Below are 26,030 nucleotides of genomic sequence, written 5' to 3'. Positions count from 1 at the left end.
TCACAGTGATTAAGATGGATCTACTTGTTTAATTGCAGGTTTTTCAAAAGTCATTTCAGTGCCATGACCATTAACAGTGATAACAACTGTTGTTTCATCAACAGCTTTAACTGTTCCTTTCAAACCGCCAATTGTTGTGATTTTTTGACCTGCTTCAACTCTATTAACCATTTCACGGTGCTCTTTAGCACGTTTTTGTTGTGGACGAATAATTAAAAAGTAGAATACAAGTAAAAAAAGTACTGGTATTAAAATTGCTGTTAAATTCATTCTGTACTTACTCCTTATTTAAAAATTTTTAGGGTTTTCAACATTAAGTCCATATTGTTCAAAGAACGCTTCTTTAAAATCTAAAAGTCTATCTTCTCTAATGGCCTGTCTAATATCTTCCATTAATTTTAGCAGAAAATGAAGATTATGAATAGTAGTAAGACGAATACCAAACGTTTCCTCTGCTTTAATTAAATGTCTGATATACGCTCTGGAATAATTTTTACATGTGTAGCAATCACAGTTTTCATCTAGTGGACGGAAATCATTAGCAAATTGTGCATTTTTAATTACAAGACGTCCAATTGATGTCATACAAGTGCCATTTCGTGCAATACGTGTAGGTAGTACACAGTCGAACATATCCATGCCTCTTATACTACACTCAATCAAGGCATCTGGTGAGCCTACGCCCATCAAATATCTAGGTTTATCTTTTGGCATAAACTGTTCTGTATGTTTCACCATATCATACATGACAGGTTTGGGTTCGCCTACAGATAAACCACCAATCGCATATCCAGGAAAATCTAATGCGACAAGTTCTTTAGCGCTTTGTTCACGTAAATCTTTATACTCTCCACCTTGAATAATGCCAAATAATGCTTGATCATCAGGTCGTTTATGTGCTTTTAAACAACGTTCTGCCCACCGAGAAGTTCGTTCAATTGAATCTTTTACGTATTTATATTCTGAAGGCATCGGTGGACATTCATCAAAGGCCATCATAATGTCAGACCCTAAATCATTTTGAATTTCCATGGATTTTTCCGGACTTAAAAAGAGTTTCGAGCCATTCGTATGATGTCGAAACTCAACACCTTCTTCTGAAATCTTACGTAAATTACTTAAACTAAAAACTTGAAAGCCACCTGAATCAGTTAAGATAGGACCATTCCAATTCATGAACTTATGTAAGCCCCCAGCCTGTTTGATAATATCATTTCCAGGTTGTAACCACAAATGATAGGTATTACCTAATATAATTTTAGCTTCTATATCTGTTAATTCTTCAGGACTCATAGTTTTAACTGTCGCCTTTGTCCCCACAGGCATAAACATTGGTGTTTCAAACGAGCCATGTGGCGTGTGAACAATTCCTAAACGCGCGCCAGATTGTTTACAAGTCTTGATATGTTCATATGTTACTGCTGGCATAATTAAACCTCACATTCCTTAAATAATTAACATTGCATCACCAAAACTAAAGAATCGATATTCTAATTCTACAGCTTTACGGTATGCCGTTAAGATAAATTGTCTACTACTAAATGCTGACACAAGCATGACTAATGTTGACTTAGGCAGATGAAAGTTAGTAATAAGTGCGTCAATGGCTTTAAACTCAAAACCAGGATAAATAAATATATCTGTCCATCCACTCGTAGCAATGAATTGTGAATGATCTCGACGAATCGTTTCTAAAGTTCGTGTCGACGTTGTACCTACTGCAATGATTCGATGACCTTGTAACTTTGTATTGTTCAATAACTGTGCGGTATTTTCGGTCATTTGGTAATATTCGCTATGCATCTCATGTTCATTGATATTTTCTACACTCACGGGCCTAAATGTTCCTAAACCAACATGCAGTGTGATAAAAGCTATATTAACACCTTTAGCTTTAATATCTTTCAATAAATTATCAGTGAAATGTAGTCCAGCAGTGGGCGCAGCGGCTGAACCATTCTCTTTAGCATAAACAGTTTGATATCGATCTGGATCGTCTAAACGCGCTTTTATATATGGTGGTAAAGGCATTTCACCTAACTCGTCTAGCCTTTCCTGCAATATGCCTTCATAATGCAATCGCATGATTCTGCCACCTTGGTCTAATTCTTTAATACATTCTGCTATTATTTTCCCTTCACCAAACGACAGTTGGTTACCTACTTTGATTCTTTTGGCTGGTTTAAGTAAAACTTCCCAATCGTTATTTTCGATTTGAGTTAGCATTAACATTTCTACTTTAGCACCCGTCTCTTCTTTAACTCCGAATAAACGTGCAGGCATCACGCGTGTATCATTCAGAACTAAAGTATCTCCAGGATTCAAATAATTAATGACATCTTTAAAATGTTGGTGTTTCATATCGCCTGTTTCTTTATTTAATACTAATAGGCGACTTTGATCTCTATTTTTTAAAGGTGTTTGTGCAATTAAAGATTCTGGTAAATGATAGTCAAAATCCTCAATATTCAAATTTACTCCCTCTTCTCTTTCGATTTCATAAAGTGTTCATAAGCAAATGCAGTTGCTTTACGACCTCTAGGGGTACGTTCGATAAATCCTTTCTGAATTAAAAAAGGTTCATAGACGTCTTCAATCGTTACTCTTTCTTCTCCAATAGATACGGCAATAGTATCTAAGCCAACTGGTCCACCTTGATACTGGTTAATGATGCAATTCATCATTTTATGATCAATATAATCTAAACCTTGCTCATCAACTTGTAGCAACTTTAAAGCTTTCTTAGTCGTTTCTATATATATTTGATCATCACCATTAACTTGCTGAAAATCTCTAACTCGCTTCAATAGACGATTTGCTACTCTTGGTGTACCTCTAGAACGTTTGGCTAATTCAACTGCACTTTCATCATCAATAGAAGTACCTAAAACATCTGCTGTACGAATAATTATTTCTTTTAATTCGTGTTCATTATAGTATTCTAAACGCAAATGCACGCCAAAACGGTCTCTTAAAGGTCCTGTTAAACTACCGGCTCTTGTCGTTGCACCTATTAATGTAAACGGAGGTAAATCAATACGAATGCTTCGTGCTTCATCACCTTTACCAATGATGATATCTAGGAAAAAATCTTCCATTGCTGGATATAAAACTTCTTCAACTACACTACTCAGACGGTGAATTTCATCTATAAATAAGACATCCCCAGGTTGTAATCCAGATAAAATTGCAGCTAAATCTCCAGGTCGCTCGAGAGAAGGACCAGATACAGTTCTAATATTAACTTCCATCTCATTTGCAATAATATTTGATAATGTTGTCTTACCAAGACCAGGGGGACCGAACAATAATACATGGTCTAAAGGTTCTTCTCTTAATTTTGCGGCTTGAATAAATACTTCTAAGTTACTTTTAATCGTTGTTTGACCTATATATTGCTTTAAATATGTTGGTCTTAATGAATATTCAAATGCAGAATCTTCTTGGTGAAATGATTGGTCAACCATTCTATCGTCCACAGTTTGACCCCCTTTCTTTTAGAAATTATTATTAAACATTAGGAAATTAAGGATTGTAAACCTATCTTAACCGCTTCATCAACTGACGTTACTACTTGCTGTTGTAGCGTTTTTTCGACTTTTGAAATTTCACGCTTTGAATAACCTAAAGCTTCTAACGCTAATAAGGCTTCCGCAATATAATTATCTTTCTGAGAGGTACTAGATATATCATCTATATGGATTGAATCATTAGATGATGCTTCTGTATAATTAACTTTTCCTTTTAAATCAAGTATGATTTGACGCGCAGTTTTCTTTCCAATACCAGGAAATTTAGTTAGATATGCGTCATTTTCATCCTCAATTGCACGTTTAACCTCATTAGGTGTGCTCGTAGCCAAGATAGCTAATGCTGATTTAGGTCCAATGCCTGTAACTTTAATCAGATTTAGAAACATTTCCTTTTCTTCTTCATTAATAAAACCATAAAGTAACTGAGCATCCTCTCTAACAATCAGTGATGTGTAAATCGTTACTGCTTGATTATAAAATTGTTGGAACCGATATGAATTTGGTGTTTGTATTTCATAACCGATACCTTGTGTTTCAACCACTACATGGGTTGGGAATAGCTGAGTTAATTGCCCTTTAATATATGCGTACATCATCTACCATCCTTACATGCTCATACTGATTAAATCTACTTTAAATACATGGTCAATTGACCGCAACGCTAGAATCACTTCGTCTATTGTAAGTTCTGTATATTGTGCATTAAGTGACAATGTGATAGTCGCTTCTTCATTAATAGGCACGCTTTGATGGATTGTTAAAACAGATAACTGTAGTTGAGAAATTGTGTGAAGTACCGTTGCTAGAGTACCTACCACATCATTAACATAGAGTATTAACGTGAATTCTCTATGTTCTAGCATTTTTTCATCAACAGGAAAAATGGTATCTCTGTATTTATAAAAAGCACTGCGTGACAAATCAAAACGTTGTACAGCATCATAAATGGACAGCTTAGAATTTTCTTTTAAAGCATCTTTAATCTTCAAAGTTTTAATGACAGATTCAGGAAGTACATCCTCTCGTATTAAATAAAACTTATGGTATTCTTTCTTGTCCATTTAACTGCCTCCTATTCTATAAATTCAAATTCTCCGCCTAGAATTCTTACTATATCACCATTAGCGCATCCACGTGCTCTTAATGCATCATCAATACCCATTGAACGCATTTGACGAGCAAAACGACGTACAGCTGGATCACTGTTGAAATCTGTCATTTTGAACATTCTTTCAATAGCATTTCCACTTACAACATAAGCGCCATCATCGTCTCTAGAAATCGTAAATTTATCTTGAGATGGCGTATGTTTATATAATACTCGATTTACACCAATCTCTTCATCTTTTTCGACTGAGAAGTCTATATCTTTAACTTCTTCTAATTTATTTGCAATAGCATAAAGTAAAGTATCAATATTATCTCTAGTAATAGTAGACACTGGTATTACCATGATATCAGCAGCTATACTATCCTCAAATTTCTGTAAATTGTCTTGCGCGCCTGGAACATCCATTTTATTAGCAACAATAATTTGGGGCCGTTCTTCTAAACGTTGTTGATAATTGATTAATTCTTGATTGATGACGTGATAATCATTAAAAGGATCTCTACCTTCTGAACCACTCATATCTATCATATGCACAATAACTTTCGTTCGCTCAACATGACGTAAAAATTGATGTCCTAATCCTACTCCATCGGATGCACCTTCAATCAAACCAGGTAAATCTGCCATAACAAAACTTCGTTGATCAGGCGTTGATACCACACCTAAGTTTGGCTTGATAGTTGTAAAGTGATATGCCCCAATTTTGGGCTTCGCTTTAGATACGATCGATAATAATGTTGATTTACCCACACTTGGAAATCCAACCAATCCCACATCGGCTAATAACTTTAACTCTAGAGTGACATCTAATTCTTCACCTGGCTCACCATTTTCACTAAAATCAGGTGCAGGGTTTCTAGGTGTAGCGAATCTAGAATTTCCTCGACCTCCACGTCCACCATGAGCTACTACTGCACGCTGACCATCTTCCACAAGGTCGGCTAACACTTCTTCAGTTTCTACATTTTTGATTATCGTTCCAGGTGGTACTTTTAGAATTAAATCTTCAGCATTACGCCCATGCATATTACTGCTTTGTCCATTTTCTCCTTTTTTAGCTTTAAAATGACGTTGGTATCTAAAATCTAGTAAAGTTCTTAATCCTTCATCTACTTCAAAAATGACAGAAGCGCCTTTACCACCATCACCACCTGCTGGTCCTCCAAATGGTACATATTTCTCTCTACGATAAGCAGTGATTCCATTACCACCATCACCTGCTTTAAGAGATATTTTTACTTGATCGACAAACATATATCTCACCTCTTTTACATGTAATCATTATCTTGAATTATATCATTAACTATATTGCTAATAAATCATAAGTGTTATAATTTACAATCAACTTCTTTGTAGTAGAAGTTTACTTTAATGGGCGATTTATTATGATTTACGCAAAATAAAACACCAGAAGTATGTACTTCTGGTGTTCCTTTGACAATTATTCAGCAACTGCATAAACAGAAACTTGTTTTTTGTCACGACCTTTACGTTCAAAACGAACAACGCCGTCGATTTTAGCGAATAATGTATCATCGCCACCACGACCTACATTTTCACCAGGATAGATTTTAGTACCACGTTGACGGAATAGAATAGAGCCACCTGTTACAAATTGACCATCCGCACGTTTAGCACCTAATCTTTTAGATTCAGAGTCTCGTCCGTTTTTTGTAGAACTTACCCCTTTTTTAGATGCGAAGAATTGTAAGTTTAATTTCAACATCGGGATACACCTCACTTATAATTTAATCTGATATTTTCATTATATTCGTCTTCAATCGTTTGTAAAGAAACTAACATTGCTTGAAGAATCAGTTGCGCGTCATCATTATCAAGATTCACACTTCTAATATGGAAATGACCACCGTCATCATCATAATCGATATCTGGCTTCTCTGAAGTCAAACCCATAATAGCATTTACGCTGCCAAACAGAACTGCTGAGGCACCAGCACATACGATATCATGACCATAATCGCCATAATCAGCATGACCATCCATGATAACATCAGTTACCTTGCCTTCATCATTTACTGTAATATCAACAGTTATCATATTAATTAAGCGTTGATTTTATCAACAGTTAATTTAGTATATGGTTGACGATGGCCTTTTTTACGTTTTGAGTCTTTACGACGTTTATAAGTGAATACTGTGATTTTTTTACCACGGCCTTGTTTATAAACTGTAGCAGATACTGTTGCACCTTCAACTGTTGGCGCACCAACTTTTACAGAATCTCCACCTACAAATAATACTTTATCAAAAGTAAAAGTTTCGCCTTCTGCTACGTCTAATTTTTCAACGTAGATTTCTTGACCTTCTTCAACTTTGATTTGTTTTCCACCTGTTTCAATAATAGCAAACATACTTTGCACCTCCTATATTTATAAGTCACGCCATACATAGGTGACTATTGCAAATTGAATAGTACTTAAACCCATATTTGAGCGGTTGTATGTAGCTATAAAACTACTCAACTACTGCATCTTACCATTAGTACCTTGTACTGTCAATCTTTGAAATTAATTTTTGAGATATTTATAGCAAATTGGGAACATAATAATTAATAGTATTAAATTGAGAATAAATGTAGGTAATAATCTCAATAAGATAAAATCCCATATGTCAAACTCAATAAAACCTACTGCACCATATATCAGTGCTGCATACATTTGAAATACTAATGTTGCACATATGATGACGAAGAAAATCATGATGTAATCACGATAAAATACTTTGAAAAATTTATCAATAATAAAAATAAGTAGAATATACCCAAACATATAAATACCATACAGACTTCCAATATAAATATCGGTCATTATTCCCAAAAACGTACCTAAAATTAAAGAAATCCCAAAATTTCTATAGACTGTCAGCATTAGCAAATACATTAAAGTTAGTTGTGGCACGAATTTAACAGCGTGATTGCCTATATTAAATGGTATGATTAGTCCAATTGTAATGTCGATATAAAAAAGCACAATTCCAAAGAACAGATATAAAAATGATCGCATTATTCATCCCTGCTTTCATCATCGGGAAGCGTTTTTGGATCTCTTTTCGCAATATAAACGTGATTTAAATCTCCTAAATCTGCTGCTGTTTTAACTCTCAATTCTTTTGCTAGACCATATTGGTCATTTTCAACTTGCGTCACTTCTCCGACATATAAATTACTTGGTAGTTGATCACCTAATCCGCTTGTAACCACCTTGTCTCCTGCAGAAATTTTGTTTTTATTATTGACTTCACTAATTATTAGTTCTTGTTTCTTACTATCATAACGATCAATTAATCCAAACACTTTCTTGTCACCATGTTGAATATTAACCGAAAGTTTACCAGTTCGTGCGTTTGTCGAGATTAAATCAACCTGTGCAGAAAATTGATTTACCTTCGTAACTCTTCCAACAAGACCTTGTGATGTCATCACTGCCATATTATTTTGTATGCCAGATTTAGCACCTTTATCTATGATGACTGTGTTCATCCATTGATCTGGGTTACGCGCAATCACAGTGCTTGAAATTGGCTCATACTTTGAAATATCTTTGATATCTAGTTCTTTTTTGTATTTCTTATTATCTGCTTTTAACTGTTCATTTTCAGCTTCTAATTGCTTTATTTTAGCTTTATTATCTTTTGAATCTCCAGAATTGAAAAAATTCCCGATCTCTCCAGCGACAAAATTGACAGGATAACTAATGATTCTTTGACCAGTAGATACTGTATCCCCTATAAATTGTTCAGGAGGCGATTGAGTTGAAGACCGAATAGATAAACCTATAAGCGCAATAAAAACAATGATAGCGCAAAAAACAACAATCAGCTTGTTATTTTTAAAAAACTTTAGCACCCGGAACACCTCTATTAAACTTCATTATCCTTTTCTATTTTATATTACTCTAGTCTTTAAATAAAGCACTAACTTTTATTAGATAATAAAAGTGATCTTCAGATGAATAGTATCAATAAAAAAACTGCTGATGATTAAATCACCAACAGCACTTCTATCAATATTTTCATTGGAAATTGCTATACTTTTGATTGATTATTTTTCTTCTTTAGTTGCGTTCTTTTCATCTTCTTTATATAGTGTTTCTTCTTTTCGCCACTTTGCAAAAAGATTCTGGGCCTTTGCTTGTTCATTAGCTTGTTTGGCTTTAGATTGTTGTTGTGTCATAAAATCACCAATCCTTTTTATTTACTATACTTCAAGGCTAACGTATTTACAGTATGATTTCAAATGAGAGTGATAAAGTTAATATGCGTTTAATTCTTTAAGTGGAATATGTTGTTTAAGCCTTATCAATTCTTGTTCCATCTCAATTTCAGTATTAAATACCTTTATCTTATCAGACCCTAATTTATAAATTATGAAATGATCATCACGTTGGCCTGCTATATAATCATCGTTATAACCCATTCGTCTTAAACCAGATACAGCCATAAATTCTTGTTTATCTATGATTTTAAAAACATTTTTTATCTGACTTTTAGGTATGTTTTGAATTAAATCATTATCTTCAATTGTATATGGTTCGTTTTGTTGATTGTATTGTGTCTCGGGAACTGAATTTAAATTATTAATGTCTGATGTTTCAGATATTGAACTAACCGGGTTCCATTCTTGATCTCGTAAAAAAGGTGCGTATCTAAGGGCGATATATACAATCATCATGATGATAACTATGGCAATAATGTTTTTTATAGTACTCAGAATGAAATGCATACAGTTTCCCCTTCCTAGTGATCATTTAGAGTATTATAATAGAATTAGGATATCGATGCATCAGTCTTAAGTACGAGTCAAGCTTTAATCTTAGGACTGATGCGTATTATTAAATTTAAGAATATAATAAGACGTAGTAAACGAATATTAGAAAGGATGACCGCTAATGAGTATTCTCACTATTATCTTGATTGTTTTATTAGCGATTTTATTATTTAGAGTGGGATTTTCAATATTGAGATTTTTAATATCAGCGGCGCTTGTAGTTCTTTGCCTTTACCTTGCATACCAAGGCATTTTATGGGTTTATGAAAATTATCAAGGCTTGACTGGATATTTCCATTTTTAATATAAAAATTAGAGTTAACGCAACTGCAAGGTGTTAACTATATAATTTCACAAATTTTGATAGATTTAACTTTGAACAACATTTCTTAATGTAAACATACAAGTTGTCATATTATGTTTGCACGCTTCAATTTGATTGTCATTTAGTCACGATTTAGCATGGCATACTAGCATATTGTTAGTATGCTTGTTTTGGTTTTTAGAGCACAAATCATGCATATCACTTTCTTCAATTAATCAATTGCGAAAATGCTTTACATATTATTCTATATATCCTTCATCACATAAACTAGTAAATTTATTATTACCAATGATAATATGATCTAGTAAAGATATTCCTAAAATATCTCCACATTCTTTTAAACGTATTGTAGTTGCAATATCTTCCGATGATGGTGTTACATCTCCAGAAGGATGATTATGAACGACAATTAATGAATTAGATGTATAACGCAACGCTGCCGCAAATATTTCACGTGGATGTATAATGGTTGAATTTAATGTGCCAACAAAAATTGTATGTTCTTTAATAACGATATTCTTTGTATCTAAAAATAATGCTACAAAGTGTTCTTGTTCTAAGTCTTTGAGTTTAGATGTCATTAGATTTGCCACATCTTCAGGAGATTTAATCTTAACCTTCTCACTTAAATGTGTCGCATTCATCCTTTCTCCTAGTTCAAATGCGGCTTTTAATATAACTGCCTTATGTAAGCCAATCCCTTTAATTTGAGTTAATTGATGAATGGTCATACATTTTAATTCTTTTAGTTGATGTTTTCCAAACATAATTTCATTGGCAATCTCAATACTCGAACTGCCTTTGCGTCCTGTGTTAATTAAAATTGCTAATAATTCTGTGTTAGATAAGCTTTTCTCTCCATAATGTAGTAGACGTTCGCGAGGTTTTTCAGAAGTAACCATATCTTTAATTTTCATAACATCATTCCTTCAACGTAAAACTTAAGCATTTTAAAACAAAATGCATTTAAAATAAATGAGATAAAAACAAATGGAATAAGCGGTATTTGCATTCTTTTCGTCTTATATTTAACAATTAAAAAAAGACTATATAGGGTAGCAAATAATAATGTGATAAATATAAAGTAAAGCATAAACGATTGTGGGAAAATAAGTGATAAAAATGAAATTAAAATTATATCGCCATAACCAAGCGAGTTATGAACAAATAAATAAATTGCATGACTTACTAAAGTATAAATAATAAAGTTAATGAGATAAAAGTGGGAAATAAACAATAGACATATAACAAATAAAGCGAAAAATTGTAAATTTAAGTATTTAGTTTCTATATCATAAATTGCCATAACTAGGAGAAACAAGAAGACGAACGAAAAAATCGTTGGATTTATGTCAATGTCCCAAATTAAGCTCATAGTAGGAATAATAAAAGCAATTAGCTCTCCTATAAGATAATACTTATTTAATTTGTGATGACAACAAAGCGCTCGTCCTTTTAAAAATAAAAAACTAACTATTGGTAATAAGGAATACCACGGTAATTTTTGGTGACAATAATCACAAGTTGAACGTGCTTTTAAAATACAAAATGATATACGTTCGACACCATTCAATTGATATAAATAACTAAAAAGAACACTGTATAAATAGCATATGATAACCACATATCAACCTCCTTACAAAAATTATAAGGAGCTCCGTTCCAATTGTAAATATTATAAGCAATATTAAAAGATAAATATTTTACAACTATTTATTTAATGAAATTAAACATAAAAAAAGCAGCAGATTTAAAATATCTGCCGCTTAAATATCAAGCATACTTTGCATCTATTCATTATTTGTCAATTTCAACAAACTCTACATTATCTTTTACTTCGCTTATAAAATATAAACTTCCGGTGATTAATAATCCTTTTCCAGAATAATTGTTTATAAATGAATGATAATCTTGAATATACTCAACAGTTATATCTTGAATCAAATCTTTAAACTCATCTGCTGTTATTGCTTTTGGAAAATCAAACTCAGTAAAATAAAAGACATCAGCAATTTCTTTTAACTTATTCATCATACTGGCAATTGGTTTACCCTTAATTGCCGAGAACAAAATATCCATCTTTTCTTTATTATAATAAGTTTTAACAGTTTCGATAAGTGCCTCAATACTCTCATTATTATGTGCACCATCAATAATCATCAATGGTTCTTCTTTAACCTGTTCTATTCTTCCAGTCCAAGTCACTGATTCAATCGCATCAATCATTTTGTTGAAGTCTAACTCAATAAGACCTGCTTCATTTAACTCAATTAACGCTGTAATTGCTAGTGCTGCATTTTCTTTTTGATGTTCTCCAAGCATGTTTAAGATAATCGTCTCTAATTCATACGATTTATAGCGATACGTAAACTCATCATCTTCAGACACAATAATGATTTCACGTTCTAATTCAATGGGCTTTGCATTCTCACTAACTGCAAGGTCACGTATATATTTTAATGCTTCATCATTTTTCACAGCATAAATGACTGGGATGTTGGGTTTAATAATAGCACCTTTATCTTTGGCAATATCTAAATACGTATTACCTAAAATATCGGTATGATCTAATCCAATACTAGTTAATATCGATATAATGGGATTAAAGACGTTCGTAGAATCATTTTTAATACCCAAACCTGCTTCAATAACTACAAAATCCACAGGATGTATTTCACCAAAGTATAGAAACATCATCGTCGTAATTATTTCAAACTCAGTTGCAACGCCTAAATCAGTATCTCTATCCATTGCTTCACTAATTGGTTTAACGCGTTCTACTAAAGCGACAATTTCATCATCTGAAATTGGTACGCCATTTAGACTGATACGCTCATTAAATGATTCTATAAATGGTGATGTAAATGTACCAACTTCATAACCATTACTGGCTAAGGCAGAACGAAGATACGCTACTGTTGAACCTTTGCCATTTGTACCACCAACATGAATACCTCTTATATTATGCTGAGGATTATTAAATTGTGCAAGCATCCATTCCATACGTTTGACGCCAGGTTTGATACCAAATTTAGTACGTTCATGTATCCAATACAAGCTGTCTAGGTAATTCATCATCTAATACTCCTATGCTTTTAATTGTTCAATTCTTGCTTTAACACCATCATATTTTTCTTGGTAACGTTCCTTTTTATCTCGTTCTTCATTAATTACTTTTTCAGGTGCTTTTTTAACGAAGTTGTCATTTGCTAATTTTTTATCAACGCGATCTAGTTCGCTTTGAAGCTTTTCTAACTCTTTAGTTAACCGAGCAATTTCTTTATCCATATCGATAAGCCCTTCTAATGGTAAAACAACTTTACCAGCTACAACAACTGATGTCATTGCTTTTTCAGGAATTGTGATATCAGTATCAATAATTAGTTCGCTCGGGTGGCAGAATTTATCAATATAGTCCGCATTCTCAATTAATGTCGCTTTAACGTCTTCATCTTTGGCTTGAATAAAAATTGGAATGGCTTTAGATAAAGGTGTATTAACTTCAACTCGAGATTGTCTAACTGATTTGATTATTTCCACTAATTGTTGCATCGTTTGTTTACTATCTTTAAAGCTGAATTCTTCTTTAACTGTTGGCCAAGCAGCTTTGACAATGGTATCACCTTCGTGAGGTAAACTTTGCCAAATTTCTTCAGTCACAAATGGCATAAACGGATGTAACATGCGCATCATTTGATCAAGCGTATAACTTAATACAGAACGTGTTGTTTGTTTTTGCGCTTCGTCTGCACCATTCATTGGTATCTTACTCATTTCTATATACCAATCACAGAATTCATCCCAAATAAAGTTATATAATACGCGACCTACTTCACCGAATTCATATTTGTCACTTAAATCAGTCACCGTTTCTATCGTTTCATTTAAACGCGTTAAAATCCATTTATCAGCTAGTGATAAGTTGCCAGATAAATCAATATCTTCTACAGCAAAATCTTCACCAATATTCATTAAGCTAAACCGTGCACCATTCCAAATTTTATTGATAAAGTTCCATACAGATTCAACTTTTTCAGTAGAATATCTTAAATCATGACCTGGAGATGAACCCGTCGCTAAGAAATAACGTAAGCTATCTGCGCCATATTCTTCGATTACATCCATCGGGTCAACACCATTGCCAAGTGATTTACTCATTTTACGACCATCTTCGGCGCGCACCAATCCATGTAATAATACATCTTGGAAAGGTCGTCGTTCGGTAAACTCTAAACCTTGGAAAATCATTCGAGCCACCCAGAAGAAAATAATGTCATATCCGGTAATCAATGCATTAGTTGGATAATAACGTTTAAAATCATTTGCACTTTCGTTAGGCCAGCCTAATGTTGAGAAAGGCCATAAGGCACTAGAAAACCATGTATCTAGAACGTCTTCATCTTGTTCCCAGTTTTCTATATCTTTTGGCGCTTGTTCACCAACATAAATTTCACCTGTTTCCTTATGATACCAAGCTGGGATTTGATGACCCCACCATAATTGTCTAGAAATTGTCCAATCTCTAATTTCTTCCATCCATCGATTAAATGTATTCTCAAATCGTGGTGGATAGAAATCAATGCGATCTGTTGTTTTTTGATTGTCTAACGCGCGCTGTGCTAATGGTTTCATTTTTACAAACCATTGTGTGGATAAATATGGTTCAACTATTGCACCGGAGCGTTCTGAATGACCTACCGAATGCATATGATCTTCAATTTTAATTACTAAATCTAATGCTTTTAAATCTTCTACAAGTTGCTTACGACATTCAAAACGATCTAACCCTTGGTATTTTCCTGCTTGGTCATTCATGGCACCTGTTTCATCCATCACAATAATACTATCTAGGTGATGACGTTGACCAATTTCAAAGTCATTTGGATCGTGAGCCGGAGTAACTTTCATAGCACCACTTCCAAATTCAGTATCAACATATTCATCTGCTAAAATTGGCAATTCTCGACCAACAATAGGCAAGATAACAGTTTTACCTATAACATCTTTATAACGTTCATCATTAGGGTTTACAACAATCGCAGTATCCCCTAACATCGTTTCCGGCCGGGTTGTAGCAATTTCAATGTAACCATCCCCATCAGCATAAGGATATTTAAAGTGATAAAAATGCCCTTGAACATCTTCATGTATGACCTCTATATCTGATAATGCTGTACGTGCTTTAGGATCCCAATTTATAATACGTTCTCCACGATATATGATACCTTTATTATATAAATCAACGAAAACTTTTTTAACAGCTTGACTTAATCCTTCATCTAGGGTAAAACGTTCACGACTATAATCTAAACCTAGTCCTAATTTAGCCCATTGTTGTCGTATAAATGAGGCATACTCTTCTTTCCATTCCCAAGCTTGTTCTAAAAATTTTTCTCTTCCAATATCATGTCTAGAGATGCCTTGTTCATTAAGTTTCGCTTCAACTTTAGCTTGTGTAGCTATACCAGCGTGATCCATGCCAGGTAGATATAACGTATCATAACCTTGCATACGTTTCATACGTGTAATGATATCTTGTAAGGTTGTATCCCAAGCATGTCCCAAGTGTAATTTCCCAGTTACATTTGGTGGTGGAATAACAATCGTATATGGTTTTTTTGACTTATCCGTAGATGTATTAAAATATCCGCTATTGACCCATTCATCATATCTACCTGATTCTACTTCTCGCGGATTATATTTAGGTTCCATTTTCATCAATAATGACCTCCTTGAAATAAAAAAACCGTCCTAATATATATAGGACGGAATTTCCGTGGTACCACCTAAATTCAAGAAAAAAGTTCTATAAAATCAAACTTAATTCTTGCACTTAATTATGATTAACGCTCAAACACGCTTTTATCTACTTAATATTACTGTTCAATAAAAGATCTAGTGGGCTACCTTCAGTAAGAACGCTATGCATATTCTCACCAACCATATGCTCTCTGAATTACCATTCATACTTACTCTTCCCAAACATATATTTTGCTTCTTAATTATAGTATAATGGAAATCGCTATAAGTCAATCTCTTGGAGGTATATTTATGAATGAGTGCGCATTTAGCACGAAAGATCCTATTTATTTAGATTATCATGATAACGTATGGGGAAAACCTTTATATGATAGTAAAGCCTTGTTCAAGCTCCTGGCACTAGAATCTCAACATGCCGGACTTTCCTGGTTAACTATTTTAAAAAAGAAAGACGCATACAGTGAAGCATTTCATAATTTTGAGCCTCAAAGAGTAGCACAAATGACTGAAAGCGATATTGATAAGCTAATGAGCTTTCCCAATATTGTTCATAATCGCAAAAAATTAGAAGCAATCATTTCACAGGCTAAAGGATATTTAGACATTGAAAAAGAATTTGGTAGTTTTAGTCAGTTTCTATGGTCATACGTTGGCGGTCACCCCATTGACTTACATTATAAGCATGCGTCTGACAGAATAACTGTAGATGAACGAGCAACACAGCTTTCAAAAGATTTAAAGTCATATGGTTTCAAATTCTTGGGACCTGTTACTGTGTTTTCATTCCTTGAAGCATCAGGGATGTATGATGCTCATTTAAAAGATTGTCCACATAAACCTGTTCATAAATGACGATAACAATCTAGTACAATAATGTTATAGATTTTATTCATAAGACAACTTGGGCTGACTGGATAGCAACCTATGAAAACTCAGATATACCATACGAAGTATTGATAATAAAAGAAGCACAAAGATGATTTATGTCAAAACATCTCTGTGCTATTATTTTGGAATTTATGCCCCACTCTTATTTCTTGTCATATCTTTTCAAACTCAATTTCAATAAGTAACTAATAATCGGTGCAACTATGAATAAAATAAAGAAGATTCTAAAGATATGAAAACTTGAAATCATTGCTACATCAGCACCTGTAGCTATAGCCACAATAACAATTTGACTCATACCTCCAGGCGCACCACCTAAGAATAATTCATTTATAGAATCATTGGTAAATAAATGAACGAAATAAACCATGATAAAAGCACTGATAATTAATAATACATTCTGATAAATGATTGCAATCGCAATACGACCTTTCAAATCACCAAGTAATTGAGCTATTTGCAATCCGATTCTTATCATGTATATAACTTGAGCTGATGCTAAAATATAATTATCTAAGGTAAATGTGATATGCGTAATTAAATTCCAACTAATCAATACCATGATAGGTGCTAATAACTGTTTAGTAGGAAAGTTGATTTTTGCCATTATAAAATAAACAAGTGCAATTGCCATGATTATCAATATAATCTCTGGAAAATGGAGTACCTGCGTTAATGGCTTTGCATGACTAATACTTTGCGTAGCTGTTTGATTGCTACTAAATAAATAAGAAATAAGCGGTACAAGAATGACAACGAAAATAACACGTGAAGTTTGTGTCAAACTCACAACAAGTATATTAGCCCTCTTATTCTCTTCTGCCATAATGAGCATTTGACTAAGTGCTCCAGGAATTACACTTAATATTGCAGTTTCAGTATTCACACGTGCTATCTTTTTAAAAAAGTATGCGATAATTAAAGATAATGCGATGAGTAATACAGTAACAATGATAATTGTTGTCCAGTCATCTTTAATATCATTAATAACTTCTGTTGTGAATGTCGATCCTATTTGAACACCCAATAAAATCAGCCCGACTTGGCTAAACCAGAATGGCCACTTTACATTTAATTTTAAAAATTTAACAACAATTATAGCAGCAATAATAGGACCAAACATAAATGGTAACAGTACATGTGCAAAATATAATATTAAGCTCACGATGATTGCTGTTGTTAAAAGAATTAAATTATTAAGCCATATTCTTCTCATCATGACCCTTCTTTCATTAAAAAGAGGTTAAGACATCCTCAGTATGAAAGTCCTAACCTCATATTATTAAATTCATTATACAATACGACTTAAAGCAGTATCAAATGCTTGAATTGTTGTTTTTATGTCGTCTTTAGTATGTGCCGTAGATAAAAATGTACCTTCAAATTGTGATGGCGGCAAGAATACCCCTTCTTTTGCCATTTCACGATACATTTGGCTAAAGAGTTTTAAATCACTGTTATTTGCTTGTTCAAAGTTAGTTACAGGACCATCGTTTAAGAAATAGCCAATCATTGATCCAGCTCTGTTAACAGTGATAGGTACATTATGTTTAGCAAAGATCTCTTTCAATCCTTGTTCTAATAAATCCCCTAATTCTTGGAAGTAATCATAAGATGTTGGGGTTAGCTGACTTAGCGTTTCATAACCGCTTGTCATTGCCAACGGATTACCTGATAAGGTTCCCGCTTGATAAATATCGCCTTCAGGAGCAATATGGTCCATAATTTCTTTTTTACCACCGAAAGCTCCTACTGGCAAACCGCCGCCGATGACTTTTCCTAAACATGTTAAATCAGGAATTACATTAAAATAACCTTGAGCACAATGGTATCCAACACGAAAACCAGTCATTACTTCATCAAAAATAAGCAACGCTCCATATTGAGTCGTAATATCTCTTAAACCTTGTAAAAAGCCATCAACTGGTGGGACGACTCCCATATTTCCAGCTACTGGTTCAACGATTATACCAGCAATATCATCACCATAGTTTTCAAATGCCAATTTGACTGCATCTAAATCATTATACGGCACTGTAATTGTATTTTTCGCTGTGCCTTCTGGAACACCTGGTGAATCAGGTAAGCCTAATGTAGCAACACCTGAACCTGCTTTAATTAGTAAAGAATCACTATGACCGTGATAACAGCCTTCAAATTTGACAATTTTATTGCGTCCTGTATAACCACGAGCTAATCGTAAAGTATCTAATGTTGCCTCGGTACCTGACGATACCATACGTATCTTCTCAATTGATGGTACCCGTTCAATAACAAGTTTAGCAAGTTGATTCTCTTTTAGCGTTGATGCACCAAAACTCGTCCCTTTATCAACAGCTTCATGCAACTTTTCAATAACTTGTGGGTTCTTATGCCCTAAGATCAGCGGCCCCCAACTCAATACGTAATCGATATATTCATTGCCATCTATATCGTAAATTTTGGATCCTTCAGCATGATCCATAAATATTGCAGGCGTATCTACGGATTTAAAAGCTCTAACAGGACTATTTACACCACCAGGCATTAAATTTTCAGCTATAGCCATTGCTTCTATTGATTTTTCGTAACTCATAGTCTACCTCCCTCTATTTATCTAAATAACGACATATATCTTTTGCAAAATAAGTAATAATCATATCCACACCTGCACGTTTCATTGATACCATTTGTTCCATTACAACATGTTCTTCATCAATCCAACCATTTATTGCTGCAGCTTTTGTCATTGCATACTCACCACTGACGTTGTATGCCACTACAGGAATATTCGTATTATTTTTAACGTCCCGCACAATATCCAAATAACTTAAAGCGGGTTTAACAATCATCATATCTGCGCCTTCTTTTAAATCACTTTCTAATTCTCTTAATGCTTCTAAACGATTTGCTGGATCCATTTGGTAAGTCTTTCTATCACCAAATGATGGTGCAGAATCAGCAGCGTCTCTAAATGGACCAAAGAAACTAGAAGCATATTTAATACCATAACTCATAATTGGTACATTATAGTAGCCTGCGTCATCCAAACCTTGGCGTATTTCAGCCACAAACCCATCCATCATATTGCTAGGTGCAATAATATCTGCACCAGCTTCAACTTGAGAAACAGCTGTTTTAACAAGTAATGGCAATGATTTGTCATTATCAACATCATGTGTATGTTCATCAATGACACCACAATGGCCATGGTCAGTGTATTCACACAAACAAGTATCTGCAACAATTAATAAATCTTCGTGCAATGATTTCGCTTTACGAGTTGCCTGTTGAACAACACCATTAAGATCATACGCACCTGAACCAACTTCATCTTTAGCATTTGGAACACCAAAGAACATAATTGCTCTAATTCCTAAATCATATGCTTCATTAATTTCATCATCTAATAAATTTAAGCTTATTTGATATACTCCAGGTAGAGAAGTAATCTCACTTTTTACATTGTCCTTTTCAACTACGAATATAGGATAAATTAAGTCTTCTTTTCTTACGTGATTTTCTCTTACTAAATTGCGCATCGTTTCTGAAGTACGCAATCTTCTGTGTCTATCAAATTTCATTGTAATTCCTACTTTCTATAATTTTATTTATCAATGATTCTAAGGTTTGATTATCAGCAATCTTAGGTTCATACCCATAATATCTAATCGTGTTAGCAGTCTGACGGCCAATTGCGTAGTAAGCATAAAAGTTTGGAAGGTTAGCTTCTTCAAAAAAGTAATGCACAGCTGAAGAACTTGAAAATGTAAGTGCATCGATTTTGTTATTTGATATCAACTTAATTACTTCATGGATATTATCCCTATGTGCAATAGGTGTATACAAGTCAATCTTTACTACCTTATTATTTTGTGATAGTTTCCGTTGCAAATAAGGTCGCGCTTGTGCGCTACTAGGTATTAGAAGCTTTTGATTTTGCAACTTCAACTTAGAAATAAGTCCTTCTTGGGAATAATCATCAGGTATAAAATCAACTTTTATACCTAGTTCTTGACATAGTTGCGCTGTTTTATCCCCTATCGCTGCTACATACTTTATATTAACGCTATTAAAAAAAGGATAAAATAATTGTACAGCATTTTTAGAAGAAAAAATAATCCAGTCATAGTTATCGTGCAATAGCTGAGTGTTAAATTCAAGCGATTGGATTTTAATAAACGGTTTATGCACAATCTCAATCAAATCACTTTTTACATTACTCGTTTGCGTCATTACTACAACTGGCTTCATTTTTCATTACACCTCAATATTTATGGTATTAATGCAATTGTTGGTCGTTTAATTTTCTAATTATTTCATAAGCACCTTGTTCAATTAAAACATCGCTAACTTTATTACCTAATTCTATAGGATTATTGCCGCTTTCAGTATGCTCATATCGTTCTTTTCCATCAGGAGTCATAATCAATCCAGTAAATTCAATATCTCCATTAGTTTTATTCGTTGCATAACCCCCTATTGGAACTTGACAACTGCCGTCCATTGCTGCAAGAAATGTTCTCTCTGCTGTTACACAGTCAGCTACTTGTTGATTATGCACTTGCTTAAGTAAAGCTAACAACTCAACATCATCACTACGACATTCTATCCCTAATGCACCTTGTCCAATTGCGGGTAATAAAACATCTTTATCTAAATAAGTTGTGACAATATCATCTGACCAACCCATACGCTTTAGTCCTGCTGCAGCTAAAATAATAGCATCATAATTTTCAGTTTCTAATTTATGAAGACGGGTATCAATGTTACCTCTTATCCATTTAATCTCAAGATTAGGATATTTTGCTAAAATTTGTGCGCCGCGTCGTAAAGAACTAGTGCCAACAATACTACCATCTGGTAACTGATCAAGTGGCGTATGATTTTTTGCAATGTACGCATCAAATGGATTTTCTCTATCGGGAATGCAGCCTAAAGTTAAACCTTCAGGCAGAATACTTGGAACATCTTTTAAAGAATGTATCGCAAAATCAATTTCTTTATTAAAAAGTTCGTGTTGGATTTCTTTGACAAACAAGCCTTTGCCCCCAACTTTAGATAATTGTTTATCTAAAATCTGGTCACCTTTTGTCACAATTTCTTTAATTTCTATTTCTAAATCCGGATTAATTTCTTTTAATTTATCAATAAATTGCTTGCTTTGTGTCAAAGCTAATTTACTTCTTCGTGATCCCACAACCAGTTTGCGCATAGACTATCCTCCTAAAAATACATCTGCAAAGTAAATAGCATCATAAGCCATAATATAAACCTATGAAAAATGTGTTGTACAGAAAAGATTTATCATACATAGGCAAAACAAAATAATATTAAAATAAATGAGATGCTTCGCACTTAGCCATCGTTTAACATGGCATAATAAATAAATAGCATAAAGTGAAGTAATAATTGATGATAAAATCACTTTAGGATCTATAAAAATACTTTTACCAACTGAAAACATACCCCATTGTGCTCCTAAAATAATGCTCATTATCATTAGGACAAAGCCGGCTAATGATGAATAAAAAACAATATTTTCTAATGAAGCAACACTGCCAATGCGAAAATATTTTTGATCAAAATTTTTCTCTTTAAGGTTGCGATATTGAATAATAAAAAGTAGTGCATTGACAAATGCTAATGCATAAAATGCATAACTAAGTACCGCAAGCCCAATATGGACTAAAAGAAGCTCATTAATTACAGCGCTTTTTTCTACGTGGGTTGAGTAGTTATCAGGTTGGAATGTACTCATTGTTAACAGCACTAATCCTATTAAATTCAAGAAAAATACTGAGAAACTCATACTCTTTATTAAATTTAATATTAATGAAATTGTGATTAATATCCAAGCCAAAAAGAAAAAAACATCGAATATAGAACCTAATGGTACTTCATGTTGCGAAGTGATATATACAGACAAAGAGATTGTTTGTAACATCCAAACAATCCCTAGTGTGTAATTTCCAAAAGTTCTCACTTTATGTGTTTTTCTAACAAAATCCCAAAAATAACATAATAAACTTAAAACATATATGATTAAAATAACTTCGTGAAATCTAATAAACAGGGTTTCTTGCATATCATCACCATATTAATATGCTTATTCAAAACTAAAAATACGACGCACTGCTAATTCACTTTCTTGATGTGCCTTGCGTTCTTTTACTTGCTGATATGGATCTTCTGCATCTATATCAAAAATGTTTTGAAATAGCTCTAATTTTTCATAACTGTTTTTATCATTACTTAATTCTTTAGCTTGTTTAATAGGATCCTTTAGCATTTGATTGATGATACTTTTAGTGTGTTTAGAGATAACTTTACGTTCCCTTTCACTTAGATCAGGCAATTTGCGATCTATGCTTTCCATCGTTTCAGCCTGAATCGCCATAGCTTTTTCTCTAAGCGCTCGAATAACCGGAACTACTCCTAACATATTAACCCAATCATTATGGGCATCAATTGCTGAAGGAATCTGCTGTGCAATAATATCTGCAGCCAATTGACGCTCTCTTAAATTAGCATCAACTAATCCGTTTAAGTCATCCACATCATAACTAAAAATATTATCTGTTACAGACACTTGAGGATCTATGTCTCTAGGTACTGCGATATCAAGTAACAATAAAGAAGCCACTGAACGATATTGTACAACATACTCCATCATTTGTTTAGTAATAACATAATCAGGCGAACTTGTTGAACTAATTACCATGTCAGCTTGAATTAATAATTCTGGAAGCTCGTTCAAAGTTGCATAACTTACATTGTGTTTTTCAGCTAATTCTTGTGCTTTTGAATGTGTTCTATTAACTACTGTAATATTTGTTAATCCAGCACCTAATAAATTAAGTAAAGATAGTTCACTCATTTCCCCTGCACCAATAATGATTGCTTGTTTACTTTTCAGTTTACCAAATACCTTTTTAGCTAATTCAACAGCAGCATAAGAAACACTTACCGCATTATCTGCAATATCTGTTTCATTATGTGCTTTTTTAGCAAAAGTAATCGCCTGTTTAAATAAATGATTAAAAATTGTACCAGTTGTTTGATTATCTTGGGCTAAGAAAAATGCATCTCTAATTTGACCTAAGATTTGTGTTTCACCTAATACAATTGAATCTAAGCCAGAAGTGACTCGCAATAAATGTTCTACTGCTTCGTCCCCCACTTTAACTTCTGACATCGCTTTAATATCATCTACTTCAAATCCAAATGAACGTGCTAAAAATCGTTGAATATAATAGCGACCCGTATGAATTTGATCAACAATAGCGTATACTTCAGTACGATTGCACGTAGAAAGAATAACGTTTTCCAAAATAGACTTCGTTTCAAATAAATCTAAATGTGCAATACGTAAGGCATCATTTCTAAAAGCAACTTGCTCTCTAAGTGCAACATCGGCAGTGCGATGATTTATACTTATAGCAATAAAATGCATTTTAACGCCCTCCATATACTTACAATAACCATAGTATAACATATATTATAATGTGTTTAAGTACCTTGCTTAAATAATTTAGAAACATTCTAATTTAGTTTCAAAAAATTGTCATAGTTTATGATGAACATATAGTGAATCTTTATAGATAAGGTTCAATTAAATTCCATATTTGTTGTTGTCTACTGTTTTTAATTGAAGAATAACTAATGATATTATCTTCATCTTCTAAATCTAATTTTTCTTTTATATTCTTCAAATGCTTTTGCACTTTCCCTTTAGGAATTTTATCTTCTTTGGTGCAAATAACTAACGTTGGAATATCAAAATGCTTTAAATAATTGTACATTAATATGTCATCTTGTGTCGGATCATGGCGTAAGTCAACCAATTGAATAACAAGCCTTAAATTTTCACGAGTTGTGATATATTCTTCAATCATTTTGCCAAACTTTTCTCTTTGAGATTTGCTCACTTTTGCATAGCCATATCCAGGTACATCTACAAATATGAGTTGTTGATCAATATTATAAAAGTTTAATGTTTGAGTCTTCCCGGGCTGCTGAGATGTGCGTGCCATGTTTTTTCTACCAATCATACTATTAATAAACGTAGATTTTCCAACATTAGAACGACCACTTAAAGCTATTTCTGAAAGATTAGTATCTGGATATTGCTCTTCCTTTACGGCACTGATTAATAACTCAATATTGTTGGGATTTATCTTCATATTGTATCCTCGCTTTATCATTTAAAAATCTTTCCTAAATTACTTTATCATTTTCATACTCAAATTGTCATTATGAAATAATATAAAAAGCGAAATGGAATTGTAATTAAATTCTCATTTCGCTTTCATTTCTAATTTAAGCTGAAGTTTTATTTTTATTAATTAATTGTCCTTCTGAGTCATATAATTCTGGTTCTATTTCATTGTTTATTGTATCTGACGTAATAACAACTTTAAAGACATTCTCTGTTGATGGCACATCATACATAATATTGATTAATGCTTCTTCAATAATTGAACGCAAGCCACGTGCACCTGTTTTCCGTTCTATCGCTTTTTCACTAATTGCAGACAATGCATCATCCGTAAACTCAAGATCGACATTATCTAGTTCAAGCATTTTAGTGTATTGTTTTACAAGCGCATTCTTAGGTTGTGTTAAAATATTTTTTAATGCTTTAACATCTAATGTTTCTAAATTTGCTACAACTGGCACACGCCCAATAAACTCAGGAATTAAGCCATATGCTTGTAAATCTTCTGGTCTAATTTGTGCAAGTAATGCTTCTTCATCATATTTATCAGCTTCATTACTAGCAAAGCCAATTACTTTTTCACCAAGGCGACGTTTAATCACTTCTTCAATACCATCAAAAGCACCACCAAGAATAAATAGTATGTTAGTCGTATCAATTTGAATTAGTTCTTGATTTGGATGCTTTCTTCCACCTTGTGGCGGTACACTTGCAGTCGTACCTTCTAAAATTTTTAGCAATGCCTGTTGTACACCTTCACCTGAGACATCACGTGTGATAGATGTGTTTTCAGATTTGCGAGCAATCTTATCAATTTCATCGACATATATAATACCTTTTTCCGCTTTATCTATATCAAAATCAGCTGCTTGAATAAGGCGTAATAAAATATTTTCAACATCGTCGCCCACATAACCAGCTTCTGTTAAGCTTGTTGCATCCGCAATAGCAAATGGTACATTTAATGTTTTCGCTAACGTTTGTGCGAGCAATGTTTTACCACTACCAGTTGGTCCAATTAACGCGATGTTACTTTTTTGAAGCTCAACTTCATCTTCATTTGGACCTAATTGCTGTATACGTTTATAGTGATTATACACAGCAACTGCTAATGATTTTTTTGCTTTTTCTTGTCCGATAACATATTCATTTAAATGTGCCATGATTTCTTTAGGTGTAGGTACTTCAGTAAATTCTTCCGAAGATGTTTGTGCTAACTCTTCTTCAACAATTTCTGAACATAACTCAATACACTCATTGCATATATAAACGCCACTTCCTGCTACTAATTTCTTTACTTGATCTTGATCCTTACCGCAGAAAGAACATTTTAAATTTTCTTCGTCTTCATTAAATTTAAACATTCCTTTTACACCTCTATTCCCTAACGACTATACTAGAATGCATTTTACAATGCAACTTAATAC

Annotated in this window: 29 protein-coding genes and 2 other annotated features; of the genes, 2 read left to right on the top strand and 27 right to left on the bottom strand. The window is 33.4% G+C overall.

The window, feature by feature from the left end; translation table 11 throughout:
* Positions 1–9: 9 nt before the first annotated feature.
* From yajC to AL499_RS00720, 14 genes are all read right to left on the bottom strand, one after another.
* A complete protein-coding gene (gene yajC, locus AL499_RS00780; RefSeq protein WP_002458927.1) occupies positions 10–270 on the bottom strand; it encodes a preprotein translocase subunit YajC in 261 nt (86 codons plus the stop codon).
* 18 nt (positions 271–288) lie between these two features.
* Positions 289–1,428, bottom strand: a complete 1,140-nt coding sequence (tgt, locus tag AL499_RS00775) for a tRNA guanosine(34) transglycosylase Tgt (RefSeq protein WP_002458926.1) — start codon at positions 1,426–1,428, stop codon at positions 289–291.
* A gap of 18 nt (positions 1,429–1,446) precedes the next feature.
* Positions 1,447–2,472 carry a tRNA preQ1(34) S-adenosylmethionine ribosyltransferase-isomerase QueA gene (queA, locus tag AL499_RS00770; RefSeq protein WP_002492120.1) on the bottom strand — a complete coding sequence of 342 codons (1,026 nt, stop codon included), beginning with the start codon at positions 2,470–2,472 and terminating at the stop codon, positions 1,447–1,449.
* Between the two features lie 2 nt (positions 2,473–2,474).
* Positions 2,475–3,479 carry a Holliday junction branch migration DNA helicase RuvB gene (gene ruvB, locus AL499_RS00765; protein ID WP_002478078.1) on the bottom strand — a complete coding sequence of 335 codons (1,005 nt, stop codon included), beginning with the start codon at positions 3,477–3,479 and terminating at the stop codon, positions 2,475–2,477.
* 38 nt (positions 3,480–3,517) lie between these two features.
* On the bottom strand, positions 3,518–4,126 hold the full coding sequence (gene ruvA, locus AL499_RS00760) for a Holliday junction branch migration protein RuvA (protein WP_002492123.1): 609 nt from the start codon (positions 4,124–4,126) through the stop codon (positions 3,518–3,520).
* 12 nt (positions 4,127–4,138) lie between these two features.
* Complete coding sequence (locus AL499_RS00755) at positions 4,139–4,594, bottom strand: ACT domain-containing protein (RefSeq protein WP_002458922.1); 456 nt, start codon at positions 4,592–4,594, stop codon at positions 4,139–4,141.
* Positions 4,595–4,605: 11 nt separating this feature from the next.
* Positions 4,606–5,898: a GTPase ObgE gene (obgE, locus tag AL499_RS00750; protein ID WP_002492126.1), complete on the bottom strand. Its 1,293-nt coding sequence runs from the start codon at positions 5,896–5,898 to the stop codon at positions 4,606–4,608.
* Between the two features lie 187 nt (positions 5,899–6,085).
* The gene (gene rpmA, locus AL499_RS00745; protein WP_002458920.1) at positions 6,086–6,370 is read right to left on the bottom strand and encodes a 50S ribosomal protein L27; all 285 of its coding nucleotides are present in this window, start codon (positions 6,368–6,370) and stop codon (positions 6,086–6,088) included.
* An 11-nt stretch (positions 6,371–6,381) separates the two neighbouring features.
* Entirely contained in the window at positions 6,382–6,702 is a 321-nt protein-coding gene (locus AL499_RS00740) for a ribosomal-processing cysteine protease Prp (protein ID WP_002458919.1), read from the bottom strand.
* Between the two features lie 5 nt (positions 6,703–6,707).
* The gene (rplU, locus tag AL499_RS00735; protein ID WP_037540794.1) at positions 6,708–7,016 is read right to left on the bottom strand and encodes a 50S ribosomal protein L21; all 309 of its coding nucleotides are present in this window, start codon (positions 7,014–7,016) and stop codon (positions 6,708–6,710) included.
* 13 nt (positions 7,017–7,029) lie between these two features.
* Positions 7,030–7,113: a sequence feature (ribosomal protein L21 leader region), on the bottom strand.
* Positions 7,114–7,172: 59 nt separating this feature from the next.
* Positions 7,173–7,667: a rod shape-determining protein MreD gene (gene mreD / locus AL499_RS00730; protein WP_002458917.1), complete on the bottom strand. Its 495-nt coding sequence runs from the start codon at positions 7,665–7,667 to the stop codon at positions 7,173–7,175.
* The gene (mreC, locus tag AL499_RS00725; protein WP_002478075.1) at positions 7,667–8,509 is read right to left on the bottom strand and encodes a rod shape-determining protein MreC; all 843 of its coding nucleotides are present in this window, start codon (positions 8,507–8,509) and stop codon (positions 7,667–7,669) included. The genes mreD and mreC overlap by 1 nt, the downstream gene beginning before the upstream one ends.
* A 195-nt stretch (positions 8,510–8,704) precedes the next feature.
* Positions 8,705–8,836 (bottom strand): hypothetical protein, encoded by a 132-nt coding sequence (locus tag AL499_RS12785; RefSeq protein WP_002458915.1) that lies wholly within the window; start codon positions 8,834–8,836, stop codon positions 8,705–8,707.
* A gap of 78 nt (positions 8,837–8,914) precedes the next feature.
* Positions 8,915–9,385, bottom strand: coding sequence for a DUF4930 family protein (locus tag AL499_RS00720; protein ID WP_002478074.1), 471 nt, complete (start codon positions 9,383–9,385; stop codon positions 8,915–8,917).
* 166 nt (positions 9,386–9,551) lie between these two features.
* On the opposite strand from AL499_RS00720, the gene AL499_RS12215 reads away from it, so the two are divergent.
* The gene (locus AL499_RS12215; protein ID WP_002458913.1) at positions 9,552–9,734 is read left to right on the top strand and encodes a hypothetical protein; all 183 of its coding nucleotides are present in this window, start codon (positions 9,552–9,554) and stop codon (positions 9,732–9,734) included.
* Between the two features lie 260 nt (positions 9,735–9,994).
* Here the strand turns inward: AL499_RS12215 and radC are convergent, their stop codons facing one another.
* The 4 genes from radC to AL499_RS00700 form a co-directional block, all read right to left on the bottom strand.
* Positions 9,995–10,672, bottom strand: coding sequence for a RadC family protein (radC, locus tag AL499_RS00715; protein WP_002458912.1), 678 nt, complete (start codon positions 10,670–10,672; stop codon positions 9,995–9,997).
* Positions 10,669–11,379: a prepilin peptidase gene (locus AL499_RS00710; RefSeq protein WP_002492125.1), complete on the bottom strand. Its 711-nt coding sequence runs from the start codon at positions 11,377–11,379 to the stop codon at positions 10,669–10,671. The genes radC and AL499_RS00710 overlap by 4 nt, the downstream gene beginning before the upstream one ends.
* A gap of 173 nt (positions 11,380–11,552) precedes the next feature.
* Positions 11,553–12,830 carry a bifunctional folylpolyglutamate synthase/dihydrofolate synthase gene (locus AL499_RS00705; protein ID WP_037540795.1) on the bottom strand — a complete coding sequence of 426 codons (1,278 nt, stop codon included), beginning with the start codon at positions 12,828–12,830 and terminating at the stop codon, positions 11,553–11,555.
* Between the two features lie 12 nt (positions 12,831–12,842).
* Complete coding sequence (locus AL499_RS00700; RefSeq protein WP_037540796.1) at positions 12,843–15,473, bottom strand: valine--tRNA ligase; 2,631 nt, start codon at positions 15,471–15,473, stop codon at positions 12,843–12,845.
* 40 nt (positions 15,474–15,513) lie between these two features.
* Positions 15,514–15,750 (bottom strand) — a binding site (T-box leader).
* Positions 15,751–15,806: 56 nt separating this feature from the next.
* On the opposite strand from AL499_RS00700, the gene AL499_RS00695 reads away from it, so the two are divergent.
* Positions 15,807–16,367, top strand: a complete 561-nt coding sequence (locus tag AL499_RS00695; RefSeq protein ID WP_002478070.1) for a DNA-3-methyladenine glycosylase I — start codon at positions 15,807–15,809, stop codon at positions 16,365–16,367.
* Between the two features lie 178 nt (positions 16,368–16,545).
* On the opposite strand, the gene AL499_RS00690 is transcribed toward AL499_RS00695, so the two are convergent.
* The 9 genes from AL499_RS00690 to clpX form a co-directional block, all read right to left on the bottom strand.
* The gene (locus AL499_RS00690; RefSeq protein WP_002492939.1) at positions 16,546–17,619 is read right to left on the bottom strand and encodes an AbrB family transcriptional regulator; all 1,074 of its coding nucleotides are present in this window, start codon (positions 17,617–17,619) and stop codon (positions 16,546–16,548) included.
* 75 nt (positions 17,620–17,694) lie between these two features.
* Complete coding sequence (gene hemL, locus AL499_RS00685) at positions 17,695–18,978, bottom strand: glutamate-1-semialdehyde 2,1-aminomutase (protein ID WP_037540798.1); 1,284 nt, start codon at positions 18,976–18,978, stop codon at positions 17,695–17,697.
* A 13-nt stretch (positions 18,979–18,991) separates the two neighbouring features.
* Positions 18,992–19,966: a porphobilinogen synthase gene (gene hemB / locus AL499_RS00680; RefSeq protein WP_037540799.1), complete on the bottom strand. Its 975-nt coding sequence runs from the start codon at positions 19,964–19,966 to the stop codon at positions 18,992–18,994.
* Positions 19,956–20,636 carry a uroporphyrinogen-III synthase gene (locus AL499_RS00675; protein WP_002458904.1) on the bottom strand — a complete coding sequence of 227 codons (681 nt, stop codon included), beginning with the start codon at positions 20,634–20,636 and terminating at the stop codon, positions 19,956–19,958. Before AL499_RS00675 ends, hemB begins: the two co-directional genes overlap by 11 nt.
* A 28-nt stretch (positions 20,637–20,664) precedes the next feature.
* Positions 20,665–21,597 (bottom strand): hydroxymethylbilane synthase, encoded by a 933-nt coding sequence (gene hemC / locus AL499_RS00670; RefSeq protein ID WP_037540800.1) that lies wholly within the window; start codon positions 21,595–21,597, stop codon positions 20,665–20,667.
* 60 nt (positions 21,598–21,657) lie between these two features.
* Positions 21,658–22,470 (bottom strand): cytochrome C assembly family protein, encoded by an 813-nt coding sequence (locus tag AL499_RS00665; RefSeq protein ID WP_037540801.1) that lies wholly within the window; start codon positions 22,468–22,470, stop codon positions 21,658–21,660.
* A gap of 21 nt (positions 22,471–22,491) precedes the next feature.
* Positions 22,492–23,838, bottom strand: a complete 1,347-nt coding sequence (hemA, locus tag AL499_RS00660) for a glutamyl-tRNA reductase (protein WP_002478065.1) — start codon at positions 23,836–23,838, stop codon at positions 22,492–22,494.
* Between the two features lie 142 nt (positions 23,839–23,980).
* Entirely contained in the window at positions 23,981–24,568 is a 588-nt protein-coding gene (gene yihA / locus AL499_RS00655; RefSeq protein WP_002491884.1) for a ribosome biogenesis GTP-binding protein YihA/YsxC, read from the bottom strand.
* Positions 24,569–24,704: 136 nt separating this feature from the next.
* Complete coding sequence (gene clpX, locus AL499_RS00650; RefSeq protein WP_002458899.1) at positions 24,705–25,967, bottom strand: ATP-dependent Clp protease ATP-binding subunit ClpX; 1,263 nt, start codon at positions 25,965–25,967, stop codon at positions 24,705–24,707.
* Positions 25,968–26,030 lie beyond the last annotated feature (63 nt).

Source organism: Staphylococcus lugdunensis, from assembly GCF_001558775.1.
GTDB lineage: Bacteria > Bacillota > Bacilli > Staphylococcales > Staphylococcaceae > Staphylococcus > Staphylococcus lugdunensis.
This window is presented reverse-complemented; position numbering and strand designations above follow the sequence as displayed.

Coding starts and splice junctions, on each gene's coding strand:
- yajC (WP_002458927.1), bottom strand. CDS start 270: ATGAATTTAACAGCAATTTTAATACCAGTACTTTTTTTACTTGTATTC.
- tgt (WP_002458926.1), bottom strand. CDS start 1,428: ATGCCAGCAGTAACATATGAACATATCAAGACTTGTAAACAATCTGGC.
- ruvA (WP_002492123.1), bottom strand. CDS start 4,126: ATGTACGCATATATTAAAGGGCAATTAACTCAGCTATTCCCAACCCAT.
- AL499_RS00755 (WP_002458922.1), bottom strand. CDS start 4,594: ATGGACAAGAAAGAATACCATAAGTTTTATTTAATACGAGAGGATGTA.
- obgE (WP_002492126.1), bottom strand. CDS start 5,898: ATGTTTGTCGATCAAGTAAAAATATCTCTTAAAGCAGGTGATGGTGGT.
- rpmA (WP_002458920.1), bottom strand. CDS start 6,370: ATGTTGAAATTAAACTTACAATTCTTCGCATCTAAAAAAGGGGTAAGT.
- AL499_RS00740 (WP_002458919.1), bottom strand. CDS start 6,702: ATGATAACTGTTGATATTACAGTAAATGATGAAGGCAAGGTAACTGAT.
- rplU (WP_037540794.1), bottom strand. CDS start 7,016: ATGTTTGCTATTATTGAAACAGGTGGAAAACAAATCAAAGTTGAAGAA.
- mreD (WP_002458917.1), bottom strand. CDS start 7,667: ATGCGATCATTTTTATATCTGTTCTTTGGAATTGTGCTTTTTTATATC.
- AL499_RS12785 (WP_002458915.1), bottom strand. CDS start 8,836: ATGACACAACAACAATCTAAAGCCAAACAAGCTAATGAACAAGCAAAG.
- AL499_RS00720 (WP_002478074.1), bottom strand. CDS start 9,385: ATGCATTTCATTCTGAGTACTATAAAAAACATTATTGCCATAGTTATC.
- AL499_RS12215 (WP_002458913.1), top strand. CDS start 9,552: ATGAGTATTCTCACTATTATCTTGATTGTTTTATTAGCGATTTTATTA.
- radC (WP_002458912.1), bottom strand. CDS start 10,672: ATGAAAATTAAAGATATGGTTACTTCTGAAAAACCTCGCGAACGTCTA.
- AL499_RS00705 (WP_037540795.1), bottom strand. CDS start 12,830: ATGAATTACCTAGACAGCTTGTATTGGATACATGAACGTACTAAATTT.
- AL499_RS00700 (WP_037540796.1), bottom strand. CDS start 15,473: ATGAAAATGGAACCTAAATATAATCCGCGAGAAGTAGAATCAGGTAGA.
- AL499_RS00695 (WP_002478070.1), top strand. CDS start 15,807: ATGAATGAGTGCGCATTTAGCACGAAAGATCCTATTTATTTAGATTAT.
- AL499_RS00690 (WP_002492939.1), bottom strand. CDS start 17,619: ATGAGAAGAATATGGCTTAATAATTTAATTCTTTTAACAACAGCAATC.
- hemL (WP_037540798.1), bottom strand. CDS start 18,978: ATGAGTTACGAAAAATCAATAGAAGCAATGGCTATAGCTGAAAATTTA.
- hemB (WP_037540799.1), bottom strand. CDS start 19,966: ATGAAATTTGATAGACACAGAAGATTGCGTACTTCAGAAACGATGCGC.
- AL499_RS00675 (WP_002458904.1), bottom strand. CDS start 20,636: ATGAAGCCAGTTGTAGTAATGACGCAAACGAGTAATGTAAAAAGTGAT.
- hemC (WP_037540800.1), bottom strand. CDS start 21,597: ATGCGCAAACTGGTTGTGGGATCACGAAGAAGTAAATTAGCTTTGACA.
- AL499_RS00665 (WP_037540801.1), bottom strand. CDS start 22,470: ATGCAAGAAACCCTGTTTATTAGATTTCACGAAGTTATTTTAATCATA.
- hemA (WP_002478065.1), bottom strand. CDS start 23,838: ATGCATTTTATTGCTATAAGTATAAATCATCGCACTGCCGATGTTGCA.
- yihA (WP_002491884.1), bottom strand. CDS start 24,568: ATGAAGATAAATCCCAACAATATTGAGTTATTAATCAGTGCCGTAAAG.
- clpX (WP_002458899.1), bottom strand. CDS start 25,967: ATGTTTAAATTTAATGAAGACGAAGAAAATTTAAAATGTTCTTTCTGC.